General features: G+C 73.1%; 12 protein-coding genes and 1 tRNA gene. 12 read left to right on the forward strand and 1 reads right to left on the reverse strand.

Translation table 11 applies throughout. The annotated features are described in order from the left end of the window. The first annotated feature begins 265 nt into the window (after positions 1 to 265). From RIU97_RS25265 to RIU97_RS25305, 9 genes are all read left to right on the forward strand, one after another. The gene (locus RIU97_RS25265; protein ID WP_404962931.1) at positions 266 to 1,159 is read left to right on the forward strand and encodes an FAD binding domain-containing protein; all 894 of its coding nucleotides are present in this window, start codon (positions 266 to 268) and stop codon (positions 1,157 to 1,159) included. After that, positions 1,156 to 3,435 (forward strand): 2Fe-2S iron-sulfur cluster-binding protein, encoded by a 2,280-nt coding sequence (locus RIU97_RS25270; RefSeq protein WP_404959858.1) that lies wholly within the window; start codon positions 1,156 to 1,158, stop codon positions 3,433 to 3,435. The genes RIU97_RS25265 and RIU97_RS25270 overlap by 4 nt, the downstream gene beginning before the upstream one ends. A gap of 50 nt (positions 3,436 to 3,485) precedes the next feature. Next, positions 3,486 to 5,783 carry a xanthine dehydrogenase family protein molybdopterin-binding subunit gene (locus tag RIU97_RS25275; RefSeq protein WP_404962932.1) on the forward strand — a complete coding sequence of 766 codons (2,298 nt, stop codon included), beginning with the start codon at positions 3,486 to 3,488 and terminating at the stop codon, positions 5,781 to 5,783. Positions 5,784 to 5,942: 159 nt separating this feature from the next. Further along, on the forward strand, positions 5,943 to 6,476 hold the full coding sequence (locus RIU97_RS25280; RefSeq protein WP_404959860.1) for a hypothetical protein: 534 nt from the start codon (positions 5,943 to 5,945) through the stop codon (positions 6,474 to 6,476). 41 nt (positions 6,477 to 6,517) lie between these two features. Beyond that, positions 6,518 to 7,921: a WXG100 family type VII secretion target gene (locus RIU97_RS25285; RefSeq protein ID WP_404959862.1), complete on the forward strand. Its 1,404-nt coding sequence runs from the start codon at positions 6,518 to 6,520 to the stop codon at positions 7,919 to 7,921. A 26-nt stretch (positions 7,922 to 7,947) separates the two neighbouring features. After that, positions 7,948 to 9,114: a type VII secretion-associated serine protease mycosin gene (mycP, locus tag RIU97_RS25290; protein WP_404959863.1), complete on the forward strand. Its 1,167-nt coding sequence runs from the start codon at positions 7,948 to 7,950 to the stop codon at positions 9,112 to 9,114. A gap of 17 nt (positions 9,115 to 9,131) precedes the next feature. Continuing rightward, the gene (locus tag RIU97_RS25295; protein WP_404959864.1) at positions 9,132 to 9,569 is read left to right on the forward strand and encodes a hypothetical protein; all 438 of its coding nucleotides are present in this window, start codon (positions 9,132 to 9,134) and stop codon (positions 9,567 to 9,569) included. A gap of 13 nt (positions 9,570 to 9,582) precedes the next feature. Continuing rightward, entirely contained in the window at positions 9,583 to 11,865 is a 2,283-nt protein-coding gene (locus RIU97_RS25300; RefSeq protein ID WP_404959866.1) for a hypothetical protein, read from the forward strand. Next, positions 11,865 to 12,413: a hypothetical protein gene (locus tag RIU97_RS25305; protein WP_404959867.1), complete on the forward strand. Its 549-nt coding sequence runs from the start codon at positions 11,865 to 11,867 to the stop codon at positions 12,411 to 12,413. The genes RIU97_RS25300 and RIU97_RS25305 overlap by 1 nt, the downstream gene beginning before the upstream one ends. A 60-nt stretch (positions 12,414 to 12,473) precedes the next feature. Here the strand turns inward: RIU97_RS25305 and RIU97_RS25310 are convergent. Next, positions 12,474 to 12,545: transfer RNA gene (locus RIU97_RS25310), tRNA-Cys, on the reverse strand. Between the two features lie 181 nt (positions 12,546 to 12,726). Between RIU97_RS25310 and RIU97_RS25315 the strand changes: the two genes are divergently transcribed. From RIU97_RS25315 to RIU97_RS25325, 3 genes are read left to right on the forward strand one after another with little or no spacing between them, the layout of a single operon-like run. Further along, a complete protein-coding gene (locus RIU97_RS25315) occupies positions 12,727 to 14,181 on the forward strand; it encodes an MFS transporter (RefSeq protein ID WP_404959868.1) in 1,455 nt (484 codons plus the stop codon). 54 nt (positions 14,182 to 14,235) lie between these two features. After that, positions 14,236 to 14,436, forward strand: coding sequence for a hypothetical protein (locus RIU97_RS25320; protein WP_404959869.1), 201 nt, complete (start codon positions 14,236 to 14,238; stop codon positions 14,434 to 14,436). Next, positions 14,433 to 14,846, forward strand: coding sequence for a type II toxin-antitoxin system death-on-curing family toxin (locus RIU97_RS25325; protein WP_404959870.1), 414 nt, complete (start codon positions 14,433 to 14,435; stop codon positions 14,844 to 14,846). Before RIU97_RS25320 ends, RIU97_RS25325 begins: the two co-directional genes overlap by 4 nt. The last annotated feature ends 73 nt before the right edge of the window (positions 14,847 to 14,919 follow it).

Here is a 14,919-nt window from a genome sequence, read left to right on the forward strand (position 1 = left end):
GGCGGTACAGCGGGCCGTACGGGGCGCCGGGCACGGGACGGGCGGGCCCGGGGCGCAGGCGCGCGGGAGCCGGGCGAGGGGGCGTGCGGGGGGTCGCACGGGGGGCGGGGGCACCGGGTGGACCCTCGCGCCGGGCGGCCCGGAAGATGTGCCAGAGTTGCCACGTCCCGGCGGTGAGCACGTACCGTACGGCGGACAGGCGTGAGCGCCGGGACCGGGACATCGGGAAGGGGCAGCTGGGTTGACCACGCACGCACCGCATGCACTGCACGCACCGGATTCATCTCAGGGCCCCCACGGGCCCCAGGCGGCGCAGTCCGTGACACTGCCGGCCTCGCTCGACGAGGCCGTGGCGGCGCTCACCGCCATGCCCGCGGCCGTGCCCGTCGCGGGTGGCACCGACCTCATGGCCGCCGTCAACGCCGGGCTGCTGCGGCCCGCCGCGCTGGTCGGCCTGGGCCGGATCAACGAGATCCGCGGCTGGCAGTACCAGGACGGCCACGCGCTGCTCGGCGCCGGCCTCACCCACGCGCGGATGGGACGGCCGGATTTCGCCGCACTGATCCCCGCGCTGGCCGCCGCCGCGCGCGCCGCCGGGCCCCCGCAGATCCGCAACGCGGGCACCCTCGGCGGGAACATCGCCACCGCCGCTCCCACGGGTGACGCACTGCCCGTACTGGCCGCGCTGGAGGCCGTCCTCGTCATCGTCGGCCCGGGCGGGCAGCGGGAGATCCCGGTGTCGTACCTGCTGGCCGGCCGCGAGATGCTGCGGCCCGGCGAGCTGATCGGTTTCGTCCGCGTCCCGCTGCTGCACGCGCCGCAGGTGTTCCTGAAGGCCACGGGACGTACCGGGCCGGGGCGCGCCGTGGCATCCGTGGGGCTCGTACTGGATCCCGCGCGCCGGGGCGTGCGCTGTGCGATCGGTGCGGTGGCCCCGATGCCGCTGCGGCCCCTGGAGGCCGAGCAGTGGGTGGCCTCGCTGATCGACTGGGACGGCGAGCGGAGCCTGGCCCCCGAGGCGCTGGAGGCCTTCGGCGAGTACGTCGCGGCCGCCTGCGTGCCCGACCAGGGGGAGCCGGTGGCTCCCGGTGTACTGCATCTGCGGCGGACGGTGGCCGTGCTGGCACGCAGGGCCCTGGGGAGGGCACTGACCTCATGAGCGAGAACGAGAACGAGAACGCGAACGTGACCCAGGGGAACGGCACGGCGAGCTGGGGCTGGGAACCGGTCCCGCAGGGCGGCGAGTACGACTCGGACGCCACGGCCTTCGTGAAACTGCCGCAGGACATGCTGGACGCGCTCGGCACCGGGGAGCCCCTCGCGGCGCCCGGGCACGGTTACGTGCCGCCGCCGATGATCGTGCCGCTCGGCACCGCCACCACGGATCCGGCGGCCACGGGCACGTGGACGATCCCGGTGCAGTGGCCGGAGGCGGGAGGTTCGGCCCAGGCCGAGCCGGGGTCCGCGGGCGGTTCGCATCCGGGGTCCGGTCCCGGGGCCGGCTCCGGGTCGGTGGGCGGGCCGATTCCGGCGTCGATCCCCATCCCGGCGTCGGTCGCCGCCGCGTTCGCCGAGGCGGAGCCGGAGCCGCTGCCCGATTCCGGTGCGACGGCGGAGTGGCGGTTCCCGGAGGCCGCGCAGGAACCCGGGGCCGCCTCTTCGGCGACGGGCCAGTGGGCCGTCCCCGAGTACTCCGAATTCCCCGGACAGCAGGGTGACTTCCGGCCGGGCGGGCTGGACGCCGACTGGAGCCAGGCCCCGGCGACACTGCCGGGCGGCGCTGCGGCGCCGTGGGCGTACCTGATGCAGCAGCCGGCCGGGGACCCGGACGGTCACCTGGACGGGAACCTGGACGCGGGCATGCTGCCGGGCGTCCTTCCGGGCGTTCTGCCGGGCACGGACGAGGCCGTGGCGGCTTCGGCCGCTGCCGCCGCGACGGCGCACGGCGCCGGGCGGCTGCGCGGGGGACCCGGAGTGGGCGCTGCCGGGCGCGGGCCGCGCGTGCTGGGCGGCCCCGGTGTGGGCACCCCGCTCCCGGACGGCGAGCCGGTGCACCCGGCCCCCCACGACATCGAAGCCGCCCACGGCACGGCGGCGGAGCAGGCCGAGGGCGCCCGGACGGGCGACCACGCGGAGCGGGCCGGGCACGTCGGGCACGCGGGCCAGGCCGGGCACGGCGAGCACATGGAGCACGCCGGGCACGGCGAGCACGTCGGGCACGGCGAGCACGTCGGGCACGCGGAGCAGGGTGAGCACGCCGGGTACGCGGAGCACGCCGGGCACGGCGCGTACGCGGGCGGGCCGGCGCTGCACGCGGGCACCGACGGGCGCGGTTTCACGGCCTTCGGCGAAGCGCCGGAGCAGGGCGGCACTGCCGGGCCCGAGGCCCCGCAGCCGGTGGGCGGCGGCGGCCTGGACCTCTTCGGCGGAGTGCGGGCCGAGGCGGCGCCCGACGGGCCCGAGCAGCCCGACGAGCCCGCGCAGCCCGGGGGCACCGACGGCCACGGCTTCGCGGCCTTCGGCCACAGGGTGCCGGAGCCGGAGCCGGAGCCGGAGCCCGAGCCCGGGCCCGAGCCCGGGCTGGAGCCGGAGCTTGTGGCGGACGACGCCGCGCCCGGGGCGGAGCCGGCCCTGCCGGAGCCCGGCCCCGCGGCTGCCGACGCCGGTTCGCCCGAGGAGCCGGCCGCGGCGGAGCCACCGGCCGACCTCACGCCGGGTGCGGACACCGCCGACAGCGACGTGGCACCCCCGGGCGCGGGGACCGGCCAAGGGGTCCCGGCCGCGGTGGCGACGTACGAAGAAGGGACGGCGGCCGAGGCCGTCGCCCATCGCGAGCACCCGCAGGCCTCCTACGTCCTGCGCGTCAACGGCGCCGACCGGCCCGTCACCGGCGCCTGGATCGGCGAGTCCCTGCTCTACGTGCTGCGCGAGCGCCTCGGTCTCGCCGGCGCCAAGGACGGCTGCTCGCAGGGCGAGTGCGGCGCATGCGCCGTGCAGGTCGACGGCCGGCTCGTCGCCTCCTGCCTGGTCCCGGCCGCGACGGCCGCCGGCAGCGAGGTCCGCACCGTGGAGGGGCTCGCGACGAACGGGGAACTCTCGGACGTGCAGCAGGCGTTGTGCAGGTCGGGTGCGGTGCAGTGCGGGTTCTGCGTGCCCGGCATGGCCATGACCATCCACGACCTGCTGGAGGGCAATCACGCCCCCAGCGAGCTGGAGACCCGTCAGGCGCTGTGCGGGAACCTCTGCCGCTGCTCCGGCTACGCGGGGGTCGTCGACGCCGTGCGCGAGGTCGTGGCCGAACGCGAGGCGGCCGCCGCCGAGCCCTCGGCTCAGGGCCAGGCTCCGGACCATGCCCCGGGCCAGGCCCCGGAGGCGCGCATCCCGCACCAGGCAGCGCCCGGCGAGGGCGGCATCCACCACGGAGGCACGGCGTGAGCGGGCAGGACGCGGCTACGGCGACGGCGACGACAACGGTGAACAGCACGGTGACGGCCCTGGCCGCCCCGTCGGCGGAGGCCTCGGAGCAGCAGGTGCCGCGCGGCATCGGCGCCTCCGTGCCCGCCACCGACGCCCGCGCCAAGACCGAGGGCACCTTCCCGTACGCCGCCGACCTGTGGGCCGAGGGCCTCCTGTGGGCCGCCGTGCTGCGCTCCCCGCACGCCCACGCCCGGATCCTGTCCATCGACACCACGGCCGCCGCCGAGATGCCCGGCGTGCGCGCCGTCGTCACCCACGCCGACGTCCCCGGCGCCACCACGCACGGCCGCCGGATCGCCGACCGGCCGGTGTTCGCGCACGACGTCGTACGCCACCACGGCGAGCCCATCGCCGCCGTCGCCGCCGACCACCCGGACACCGCGCGGCTCGCCGCCGCCGCGATCGCCGTCGAGTACGAGCTCCTCGACCCGGTGACCGACCCCGAGCAGTCCTTCGGCGCGCCCGCCCTGCACCCCGACGGCAACCTGATCCGGCACATCCCGCTGCGCTACGGCGACCCGGAGGCGACCGGCGAGGTGGTCGTCGAGGGCCTGTACCGGATCGGCCGCCAGGACCCCGCCCCCATCGGCGCCGAGGCCGGACTGGCCGTGCCGCGGCCCGACGGCGGCGTGGAGCTCTACACCGCCTCCACCGACCCGCACACCGACCGGGCCCTGGCCGCCGCCTGCTTCGGACTGGAACCGGACCGCGTACGCGTGGTGGTCACCGGCGTGCCGGGCGCCACGGCGGACCGCGAGGACGCCGCCTTCCAGCTCCCGCTCGGCCTGCTCGCCCTGCGCACGGGCTGCCCGGTCAAACTGGCCGCCACCCGCGAGGAGTCCTTCCTCGGCCACACCCACCGGCACCCGACCCTGCTGCGCTACCGCCACCACGCGGACGCGGACGGCCGCCTGGTCAAGGTCGAGGCGCAGATCCTGATGGACGCGGGCGCGTACGCCGACGCCTCCGCGGAATCCCTGGCGGCGGCCGTGGCCTTCGCCTGCGGCCCGTACGTGGTCCCGCACGCCTTCGTCGAAGGCTGGGCGGTGCGCACCAACAACCCGCCCTCCGGCCACGTCCGCGGCGAGGGCGCCATGCAGGTGTGCGCCGCGTACGAGGGCCAGATGGACAAGCTCGCGGCCGCCCTCGGCATGGACGGCGCGGAACTGCGCATGCGCAACGTCCTGGCGACGGGAGACCTGCTCCCCACCGGCCAGACCGTGACCTGCCCGGCCCCGGTGGCGGAACTGCTGCGCGCGGTCCGCGACTTCGAGCTGCCCGCCCTCCCGAAGGACACCCCGGAGGACGAGTGGCTGCTGCCGGGCGGCCCGGAGGGCGCGGGCGAGCCGGGGGCGGTGCGCCGCGGCGTCGGCTACGGCGTCGGCATGGTGCACATGCTCGGCGCGGAGGGCACGGACGAGGTCTCGACGGCCACCGTGAAGGTCGTCAACGGTGCGGCCACGGTCATCTGCGCGGCGGTCGACACCGGGCAGGGCTTCGGCACGCTGGCCCGCCAGATCGTCCAGGAGGTGCTGGGCGTCGACGAGGTGGCGGTGGCCCCCGTGGACACCGACCAGCCGCCGGCGGGCCCGTCGGCGCACGGCCGCCACACGTGGGTGTCGGGCGGCGCGGTGGAGCGCGCGGCCAAGATGGTCCGCACCCAGCTCCTGCAGCCCATGGCCCACAAGCTGGGCATGTCGACGGAGCTCCTGCAGATCGCGGACGGCCGGATCACGTCGTACGACGGCGCCTTCTCGATGAGCGTCTCGGAGGCCATAGAGGGCAAGGAGCTCTGGGCCACGGCCCAGTGCCGCCCGCACCCGACGGAGCCCCTGGACGCGGACGGCCAGGGCGACGCCTTCGTGGGCCTCGCCTTCTGCGCGATCCGCGCGGTGGTGGACGTGGACATCGAACTCGGCTCGGTACGGGTCGTGGAGCTCGCGGTCGCCCAGGACGTGGGCCGCATCCTCAACCCCCGCCAGCTGGAGGCCCGTATCGAGGCGGGCGTCACCCAGGGCGTCGGCGCGGCCCTGACGGAGAACCTCCGCACGGTCTCCGGCCTGATCCGCCACCCCGACCTGACGGGCTACGCACTGCCGACGTCGCTGGACGCTCCGGCCGTGCGCATCGTCAAACTGGTCCAGGAACGCGACGTGGTGGCCCCCTTCGGCGCGAAGGCGGCGAGCGCCATCCCGGTGGTGACGACCCCGGCCGCGATCGCCTCGGCGGTACGGGCGGCCACGGGCCGCCCGGTCAACAGGCTCCCGATCAGGCCCTCGGCGGCGGTCGCATCGCCCAACTCGTGACCGTGTGACCCACATTGCACGTGCAACCCCGGACTTGGGGCCGTCGGTACTGGTCGCTAGAGTGATCGGTACGGGTGCACGCGTATGGGTGCACGCGGGTGCGAACGGGGACGGGGAGCGGCGGGAACGCCGCGACCACGGGGAGACGGGGAGGCCATCGTGGCAGAGGACAACGGGGCGGGCCAGGTAACAGCGGCCCTCGCGCTGGGGCTGGCGGGCCCGATGGGCGCGCTCGCGGGGGCGGCTTACAGCGCTGCCACTGCGGCGCTGCGGGTCGAGTTCGACTCGCTGAGCGAATACAAGCGCATGGTGGACACCCTGTTGGACGACCTCACCGGCTCCGACGCGGACCACAAGAAGCTGGCGGACGGCAAGCTGCCGGCGGACAAGCTCGGTAAGGGCTTCCCGGAGGTCGACGCGCTGTTCAAGTCGTACGACACGGTCATCACGGAGCTGCAGAAACTCTCGAAGGGGCTGGCGGGGCAGATCGAGGCCCTGGGCATCGCGGTCCTGTCGGCGGGCAAGGGCTACGTCGGCGTGGACGAGGAGACCAAGCGGCGCATGACGGCCATCGCCAGGGAGGCGGAGGCGCAGTACGTGCCAGACCGGGACCCGTGGCCGGAGGAACAGCGCCGCATTGCGGCAGCCAACCAGCCGACCCCGTCGCCCAGCACGTCGGGAGGTAACTACTGATGACGGATTTTGAAGGCTTCACGCACCAGCAGATGCGGGACATGATCGCTTCGCTGGACCCTGCCTCGGTACAGACACGGGCCGATCAACTGGCGGCGGCCGCCGCGAAGATCAAGACGATCGGCGAGGCGCTCAAGCGCCACGTCGTGTCCGGCTGGGAGGGCGAAGGAGCCGACGCCTTCCAGGAGTGGGTGGGCCGCGCGGGCAACGCGACGCTGCGCCTGAGCGAGTACAGCGCCAAGGGCGGGGAGTGGATGGGCAAGGTCGTCCAGACGATGACCGAGGCCACCAAGATGACCGCCGTCGATGCGACCGCGACCAAGAACCTTGCAGCGGCCCTCGAGCACCACAACGACCCGGACGCGGCGACGGCCCGCGCGGAGGCGCAGACGATTCTGGACGCGGACCACCGCGAGGCGGTGCGGCTGATGACCAACCTGGCGCAGTCGTACCAGCTGTCGTCCACGGAGATGGACAAGGCGACGATCCCGACGTTCCCGGCCCCGCCGCCGGTGCTGTTGCCGCCGGCCCGCTATGGCAACGAAGACGTGGAACGGTCCGGTGGAGCCGGGGCAGCCAATGGCGGCGGCGGCTCAGCAGGGTCCTCGTATGTGCCATCCGGCGGGCCGGGCGGGGGGCCCTCGGGTGAGCCCGGGTGGGCGCCTGGGCGTCAGCCGCAGCCGGACAATACGGTTCCGTCGGTCTCCATGCCGGAGGTTCCGGACCGTGAGGTGGACGTGGACCTCGACTCCGTGGCCACGCTCCCGGATCGGACTGCTCCGCCGGTGACGACCACGCCCGGTGGGCCACTGCCCACCGGCCCCGGTCCAGTCGGTCCCACCCCGGGTCCCTTCGTCCCGCCCGTGGGCTTCCCGCCGGTCGGTGGCGTGAAGGGGCTCGGCCCGGGTGGCCCGTACCCAGGTCTGATTGGTCCCAGTGCTCCGGGGGGCAAGGTCGGCGGCATGCCGCCGGGCATGCTCCCGCGTGATTCGGGCATCATGGGCGGCCGCCCCGTGACGTCCACCGGCCCCAGCTCGGGTATCCCGCGTGGCACGGTCATCGGTGAAGGCACCCAGACGGGCCGTCCCATGGGTGGCGGAGGTTTGGGCCACGGCGGCGGTGGTGCCCACGGCAGCAGCCAGGGAGGCTTCCCTGCCGGACGTCGACTGGCTTCGGAGCCGGGAGGTGTCGTCGGAGGGCGTCAGACCGGTGCTGTCGGTCGCTCGGTCGCAGGCGGTCAGGCGTTCACCCAGGGCGGTTCGGGTCTCGTCCGCAATGGCGCCGGCAGCGGCGCGGGCATGGGGCCCATGGGCCACGCGAGCGCCGGCACGCAGACTCCGGGTAAGCGACGGAACGACCAGGGGGGCGAACGCCCCGACTACCTGGCCGAAGACGAAGAGACCTGGCAGGGCAGCCGTCGTGTTGTCCCGCCGGTGATCGACTGAGCAGAACGGACATGCACGGGATGCGCATGCGCAAGGCGACCTCGGCCCTGGTGGGTCTCCTCCTGGCCGGGGTCGCCGCGACCCCGGCCCATGCGGAGACCATTCGATCCCAGCAATGGCATCTCGACGCCATGAAGGCTGACGACATCTGGAAGGTCAGCACGGGCAAGGGCGTAACCGTCGCGATCATCGACGATGGCGTCAAGGAGATCCCTGAACTGAAGGGTCAGATCGTCCCTGGCGCGGATCTCGTGTCGCAAGGTGGAGATGGGCGTAACGACAAGAGTGGTCACGGCACAGGCGTAGCCGCCATGATCGCTGCGACGGGAAAACACCCGAGCGGCGACGGTGGTTTCGGGCTGGCACCCGGCGTCAAGATTCTCCCAATCCGTGTTACTAACACTGAATTGGCCACACCGTCTTGGGCTGCGGCGATTCGGTTCGCGGCAGAATCGGATGCCAAGGTCATCAATATCTCCCTGGGAATCGGCGGTACGCCGGAGACTGACCGGGCGCGGGCCGAAGCGGTGAAGTATGCGCTCTCGAAGGGAAAACTGGTCTTCGCTGCCGTAGGGAATTCCGGGGACGTAGGCAACGAGGTTGAGTACCCGGGTGCGACCCCTGGCGTGGTCGGCGTAGGCGCAGTAGATGCCAAGGGCGAGGCGACCAAGGAGTCCCAACATGGTCCCCAGGTGGACATGGCCGCACCGGGCATCGATATTTTCACTGCTTGCTCTGGCAAGACGGGGTTGTGTAAGACCTCTGGCACCAGTGACGCCTCCGCCCTGGCCGCCGCCTCCGCCGCCCTCCTCTGGTCCGTCCACCCCGACTGGACCAACAACCAGGTCCTGCGTGTCCTCCTGAACACCGCGGGCAAGCCCACCGACGGCGTCGAGCGCAACGACTACATCGGCTACGGCATCGTCCGCCCCCGGATCGCGCTGCAGACCCCCGGCGACCCCGGCCCGGCCGACGTGTACCCGCTGCCCGACCTGGCGGCTGCCGCGAACGCGGGCAAGTCCCCCTCGCCCTCCGCAGACGGCAAGGCCCCCGACGCCGCCGCGTCCAAGCCGGCGACGAAGGACGAGGAGAAGAAGAGCGGTAGCTCGCTTCCCTGGATCGCACTCGGTCTGGGAGCCTGTGTGCTCATCGGCGGGGCCGTGACCGTGGTCGTCGTACGCCGAAACCGCTGACCCTGGAGTTTCACGCGATGTCGTTCGACAAGGAATGGTCGGCGGCTCGCGCCACGGCCACCGCCAACGTGTCCAGGCGGCTCAACCAGGCGCCCGCCGACCCAGGCGGCGGCGGTGGCAGTGGCGGCGGTGGCGGTGACCTCGAACTCAATCAGGACCACATCGGTGCCATCGGCTCCGACGCGTACAAGCTGCACACCCGCCTCCAGACGGACGGCAAGCACGCCGCCTCCGCCACCGTCGAGGCCGCCGGGGCGCTCACCAAGGAGGGCTTCGCCAGCGGGGCGGCGCTGCTCAAGGCCAACAGCGTCTGGGAGAGCCAGGTCAAGACCCTCGTGGCGGCCTGCGCCACCATCTCCAACGGCCTGAACTACTCGCTCTCCTCCCACGCCAAGGACGAGCAGCAGCTCCACGCGGACTTCACCGCGTCCGCGATCGACAAGTACCTGAAGTAGGCGGGGCGCCGACGTGCTGACGTACGAGAACGTGATGAACGCGCCCCTGGACAAGCTCCAGACGGCGGTCACCGACTGGACGGCGATGGCCGGCAAGCTCGACGAGATGGCCGAGACCGCCCGCAAGGGCATGAAGGCGAAGTCCGACAAGGCCGAGTGGAGCGGGGTCACCGCAGGCGTGGCGCGCGGGTTCGTCGACAAGACGGCCAAGGAGTTCGAGGACGCGGCCAAGGCCGCCAAGGGCATGCACCAGGTCCTCGCCGACGCGTACGCGACGTTCAAGGCCGCCCAGGACGAACTCAAGAAGCTCGCCGCCGAGGCGCCGGCGGCCGGCTTCCGGATCGATGCCACCGGGCGGGTCACCGCGATCCCCCTGCCCACCGAGGCGGACCGGAACGCGGCCCGGCACGACCCCGACTACCAGCAGACCCTGAACGCGAACCGCAGTGCCTGGCAGTCCCGCGTCAACCGGGCCGTCGAGGACGCCCAGGACGCCGACGACTCCCTGGTTCGGGTCCTCCAGGCGAACCTCGCCGACGAACACGACTTCAGCGGACCCAGGTTCAACACCCTCGACGCCGAACAGGCGGCCCGCGCCGCCGACCTGATGAAGAAGGTCACCGGCGAGGGCGGCACGGCGCGCAACGTCGAGGCGCTGCGCGAGCTGGAGGAGCTGCTCGACGACAACCGTGAGGACCCCGAGTTCTCGACGGGCTTCTACCGCACGATCGGCGCCGAGGGGACGCTGGAGACGTACTCCAAGCTGTCCCTGGACGCGACGAGCCTCGGCCCGGCGGGCAAGGACCGTGCGCTGATGGTCGCGAACATCCAGAGCGACATGGGCGCGATGCTCGGCCTCGCGACGCACAAGGACGTCCCCCACCACCTCGACGCCGCCTGGACGGCCCAGCTGATGAAGGCGGGCCGCAAGGAGATGGACGTCTTCGGGGGCGTGCGGCAGATCTACGGCTACCAGGCCCTCGGCGCGCTGATCCGCGAGGGGAAGTACGACGCGGAGTTCCTGACCTCGGTCGGCCGCGACATGGTCGCCATGGACCGCAAGGACCCGCAGGCGTGGGAGTTCCACACCCCGTACGGCATGGAGTCCGTTCTCAGCCAGGGCACGGACGGCCGAGGCTTCTACCCGCTGACCGGGCTCATGGAGGCGCTGGGCAACAACCCGGACGCGGCGACGGCCTTCTTCAATGAGCCGGTCCGCGAGGACAGCGACAAGGACGGCATCGTCACGAAGGACGACAAGCCGGTCGGCGGCCAGCACGGCAAGGACCGGGGCATGGTCGACTACATGCTCGACAAGAAGCCGTACATGGACAGCTTCGACATCACGAGGACCGGCGAACTGCACCCGGCCCAGCAGGCGCTCGGCGACGCCCTCATGGCGGCGGTCTCCCACCGGAGCCCGGGCGACGAGGACTCCCCGCCGGTCGCGCACACCAAGGAGATGGCGGCCGTCATGGAACGGGTCGTCGAGAAGATCGGCGACAAGCCGGAGCTGGTCGACGCGAAGCCGGGGGACCCGGAGGGTCCTTTGAACGGGCTGTCCGGGCACTTCGGGCAGATGGCGGCCGAGTACATGCCGGACATCCAGGCGTCGGCGGAGAACGGCAGCCGGATGATCAAGGCCAATGGCGAGATGGCCGCGTTCAACAAGGCCGACATGGCGGCGTTCATCGCAGCGGTGGGCCAGGACCCGGACGCGTACGGCGCCATCACCAACGCCCAGCGGGCGTTCACGACGACGCTCATCAACGATGTCATCGCGCACCGGAGCGAGTACGAGGAGATCGACGCGGCGATCACGGTCGCCGTGCACCCCGGCGGCCAGATCGCGGGCATCCTCTCCGAGGCCAGGGCCGAGGGGACCTTCGCGGAGAACGGCCACAAGGCGGAGGAGTACGTCAAGGGCGTCGAGGACAACGCCAAGTGGGTCAACCGTGTCATCAGCGCGGCAGGTGGCAAGTACCTGGAGATGGTGCCGCTGGCCGGCGACGTCGTGGAGTGGCTCCAGGAGGACATCGCGGAGGGCGTGGTCGAGCGGGCGAAGAAGGATCAGGCCGACAAGACCGGCGAGGCCGATCACAAGGCCGTGCTCGACTACACGCAAGCCCAGGTGGAGGCCGGCCTGTCCGCGGAGCAATCGGTTCGCAAGGCCGCGGAGGGGACGGGCATGAACCAGCGGAGCATCGACGCCCTCGCCGGTCTGGCGTCGACGCAGACGGCGAACGCCCACGCGGTCGGCCGTGGGCAGGTCGCCACGTCGAACGGCGGCTCCTGATGCGCAGTGTCCGTACCCCTCTCCTACTCGCCGTCGTGCTGGTCGCGGCGGCAGCGCTGACCGGCTGCGCCGAGGAGAAGAAGGCGGCGGCCCCGCAGCTGCCGGAGCGCACCTGCTTCGGCGTCTTCACCCGGTCCGACCTGGAGCCTCTGATGGGCTACGGCGAGACGGTGGAGGTCTCCGGACCGGTCGATGCCCGCCTGACCGCGGCACGCCGCGGGGCCACGTGCAACGTCTACGTCGACGGCCGGGGCCGGGTCCTCGTCACGGCCACGCGCCGGCCTCTGGAACAGAGCTTCACCTGGCCCCCCACCGACCCGAATCAGCCCGCGCCCGATCCGCTTCCTCTCGGCGACAAGGGGATCGTGTGGAACACGGGTGCCCGCGTCGCCCTCGCCTGCAAGGGGTCCGAGGACTCCTTCGAGCTCGAGCTGGGACTCAGCGGCTCCGTGGAGCACATGAAGCCCGGCACATCGCGGGCCTTGTTCACCGCGCTCATGACGAAGTACCTGGAGTCCGCGAAGCAGCAGACCCAGTGCGGCGTCTGAGGCGGCCGGACAAGGCGAAAGCCGCTCGGGGGTGCGCCTGCCCCCGAGCGGCTCGCCGCGAAGCCGTGACCGGAATCGAACCGGCGTAACTCGCTTTGCAGGCGAGTCCCTCAACCACTCGGGCACACGGCTGTGAGGTGGTGATGTGCATGACCGTACGGGGGCCGCGGGGGAGCGGGAAGGGTTCCGCGGCGGGTGCAACACGACTGCCATGCCGCGTTCACAGTGACCCGGGGGCCTAGGTCTCCGGGAGGAGGCGGGATCCGTCGAATGGACAGGGTCGAGATGAGGCTACGCACCTTACGCTGGGGCGATGAGTGCCCTTGAGCCCCGCGTGCCCCAGAGAACCGGAACACCGATCCCGCCCCTGCAGCAGGGCGGGATCCTCGGGCCCGCGTACCGGACGCTCAGCATCGGGATCATCTCCGTCGTCTTCCTGATCGCCTTCGAGGCCACCGCCGTCGGGACGGCCATGCCCGTCGCCGCGCGCGAGCTGGAGGGGATCGGGCTCTACGCCTTCGCCTTCTCCGCCTACTTCACGACCAGCCTCTTCGGCATGGTCCTGTCCGGGCAGTGGGCCGACCGGCAGGGGCCGCTGCGGCCGCTGGCCGTCGGCATCGCCGCGTTCGCCTCCGGGCTCGTGGTCTCCGGGACCGCCGGGGCGATGTGGGTGTTCGTGCTCGGCCGGGCCGTGCAGGGCTTCGGCGGCGGGCTCGTCATCGTCGCCCTGTACGTGGTGGTCAGCCGCGCCTATGAGGAGCGGCTGCGGCCCGCCATCATGGCCGCCTTCGCCGCGAGCTGGGTGGTCCCCTCGATCGTCGGGCCGCTGGCCTCGGGGACGGTCACCGAGCACCTCGGCTGGCGGTGGGTGTTCCTCGGGATCCCGGCCCTGGTCGTCGTACCGCTGATGGTGGCCCTGCCCGCGATACGGCGGACCGCGTCCGGGCCCGTCGACCCCGGCGCGCCGCCCGTGGCCTTCGACCGGCGGCGGATCCGACTGGCCCTCGGGATCTCGCTGGGCGCGGGCCTGCTCCAGTACGCCGCCCAGGACCTGCGGTGGCTGTCGCTGGTGCCGGGCATCGCCGGCGTCGCCCTGCTCGTGCCCGCCGTGCTGGGGCTGCTGCCCCGCGGAACGTACCTGGCACGGCGCGGACTGCCGTCCGTGGTGCTGCTGCGCGGAGTGGCCGCGGGCTCGTTCATCGCGGCGGAGAGCTTCGTACCGCTGATGCTGGTCACCCAGCGGGGGCTGAGCCCGACCCTGGCCGGCTTCTCGCTCGCGCTCGGCGGAGTGACCTGGGCGGGCGGCTCGTGGGTGCAGTCGAAGGGGCGGATGGCCCCGTACCGCGAACGGCTGATGGTGGCCGGGATGGTGATGGTGGCCCTGGCCATCGCCGCGGCGCCCGCCGTGCTGATCGAGTCCGTGCCGGTGTGGACGCTGGCGCTGGCCTGGGCGGTCGGCTGCCTGGGCATGGGGCTGGTGATCGGCTCCACGAGCGTGCTGCTGCTGAAGCTGTCGGCGCCGGAGGAGGCGGGGGCGAACTCCGCCGCGCTGCAGATCTCGGACGCGCTGGCGAACGTGGTCCTGCTGGCGGGCGGCGGCGCCGCGTTCGCCGCGCTGGGCGGTGGAGCCGTCGGCGCCTCCCACGCCCTGACGGACGGGGCGTCGGCCTCGCACCCCGGCGCCTTCGTGGTGGTGTTCCTGCCGATGGCGTGCGTGGCACTGGTGGGCGCCTGGGTCGCGACCCGGCTGGAGCCCGCCGAGGCGTGAGCGCGCCGCGGAATTCTGCTGCGTCACGGCCGCTGCCGCACTAGCGTTGCGGCCATGAACGAGCTGATCATCCGGCTGTCCGACGCCGAGCGCGCGGAATGCGCCGACCTTGCCGACGCCACCGGCCAGTCGCCCGAGGAGCTCGCGCTGGACGCCGTACGGGCGCGGCTGCGGGCCGAGCGGGACCGGGTCGGGGCCGAGGCGCTGCGGCTCGCGCAACGCCACGCGCCCCTGCTGAAGCGGCTCGGCCAGTGAACGCCGCCGCCGTCCCGGTGCGCCACCTCACGCTCGCCGAGGTCCTCGGCGTGGCCCGGCACGCCTGCCTCGCCCAGGACCAGTCCGTCGAACTGCGGGCCCCCGGGCTGCTGGAGTCGGCGGTCCACCGGCCCCGGGCCCGCATGTTCGGTACGCCGGCGTACGAGGACCCGTACGAGCAGGCCGCCGCGCTGCTCCACGGCATCGCGACGAACCACCCCCTGGTCGACGGGAACAAGCGCACCGCCTGGCTCGCCGCGGCCACCTTCCTCGCGGTGAACGGGGCCGACCCGGGCGACGTGGATCAGGAGGCCGCCTACGGCCTGGTCATCGACGTGGCCGCCGGGCACGAGACGGATGTCGCGCGGATCGCCGGCCGGCTGAGGGCACTGCTCGTCCCGCCGATGTGACGCTCGCCGCACCGCGCGAGGTCACGGGCCTGTCCCTCCGCGAGGGGCGGGCCCGTCCCGGTAAGGTGGCCCG

Origin of the sequence: Streptomyces sp. 147326, from assembly GCF_045000215.1 — a bacterium.
In the GTDB taxonomy this organism is placed as follows: domain Bacteria; phylum Actinomycetota; class Actinomycetes; order Streptomycetales; family Streptomycetaceae; genus Streptomyces.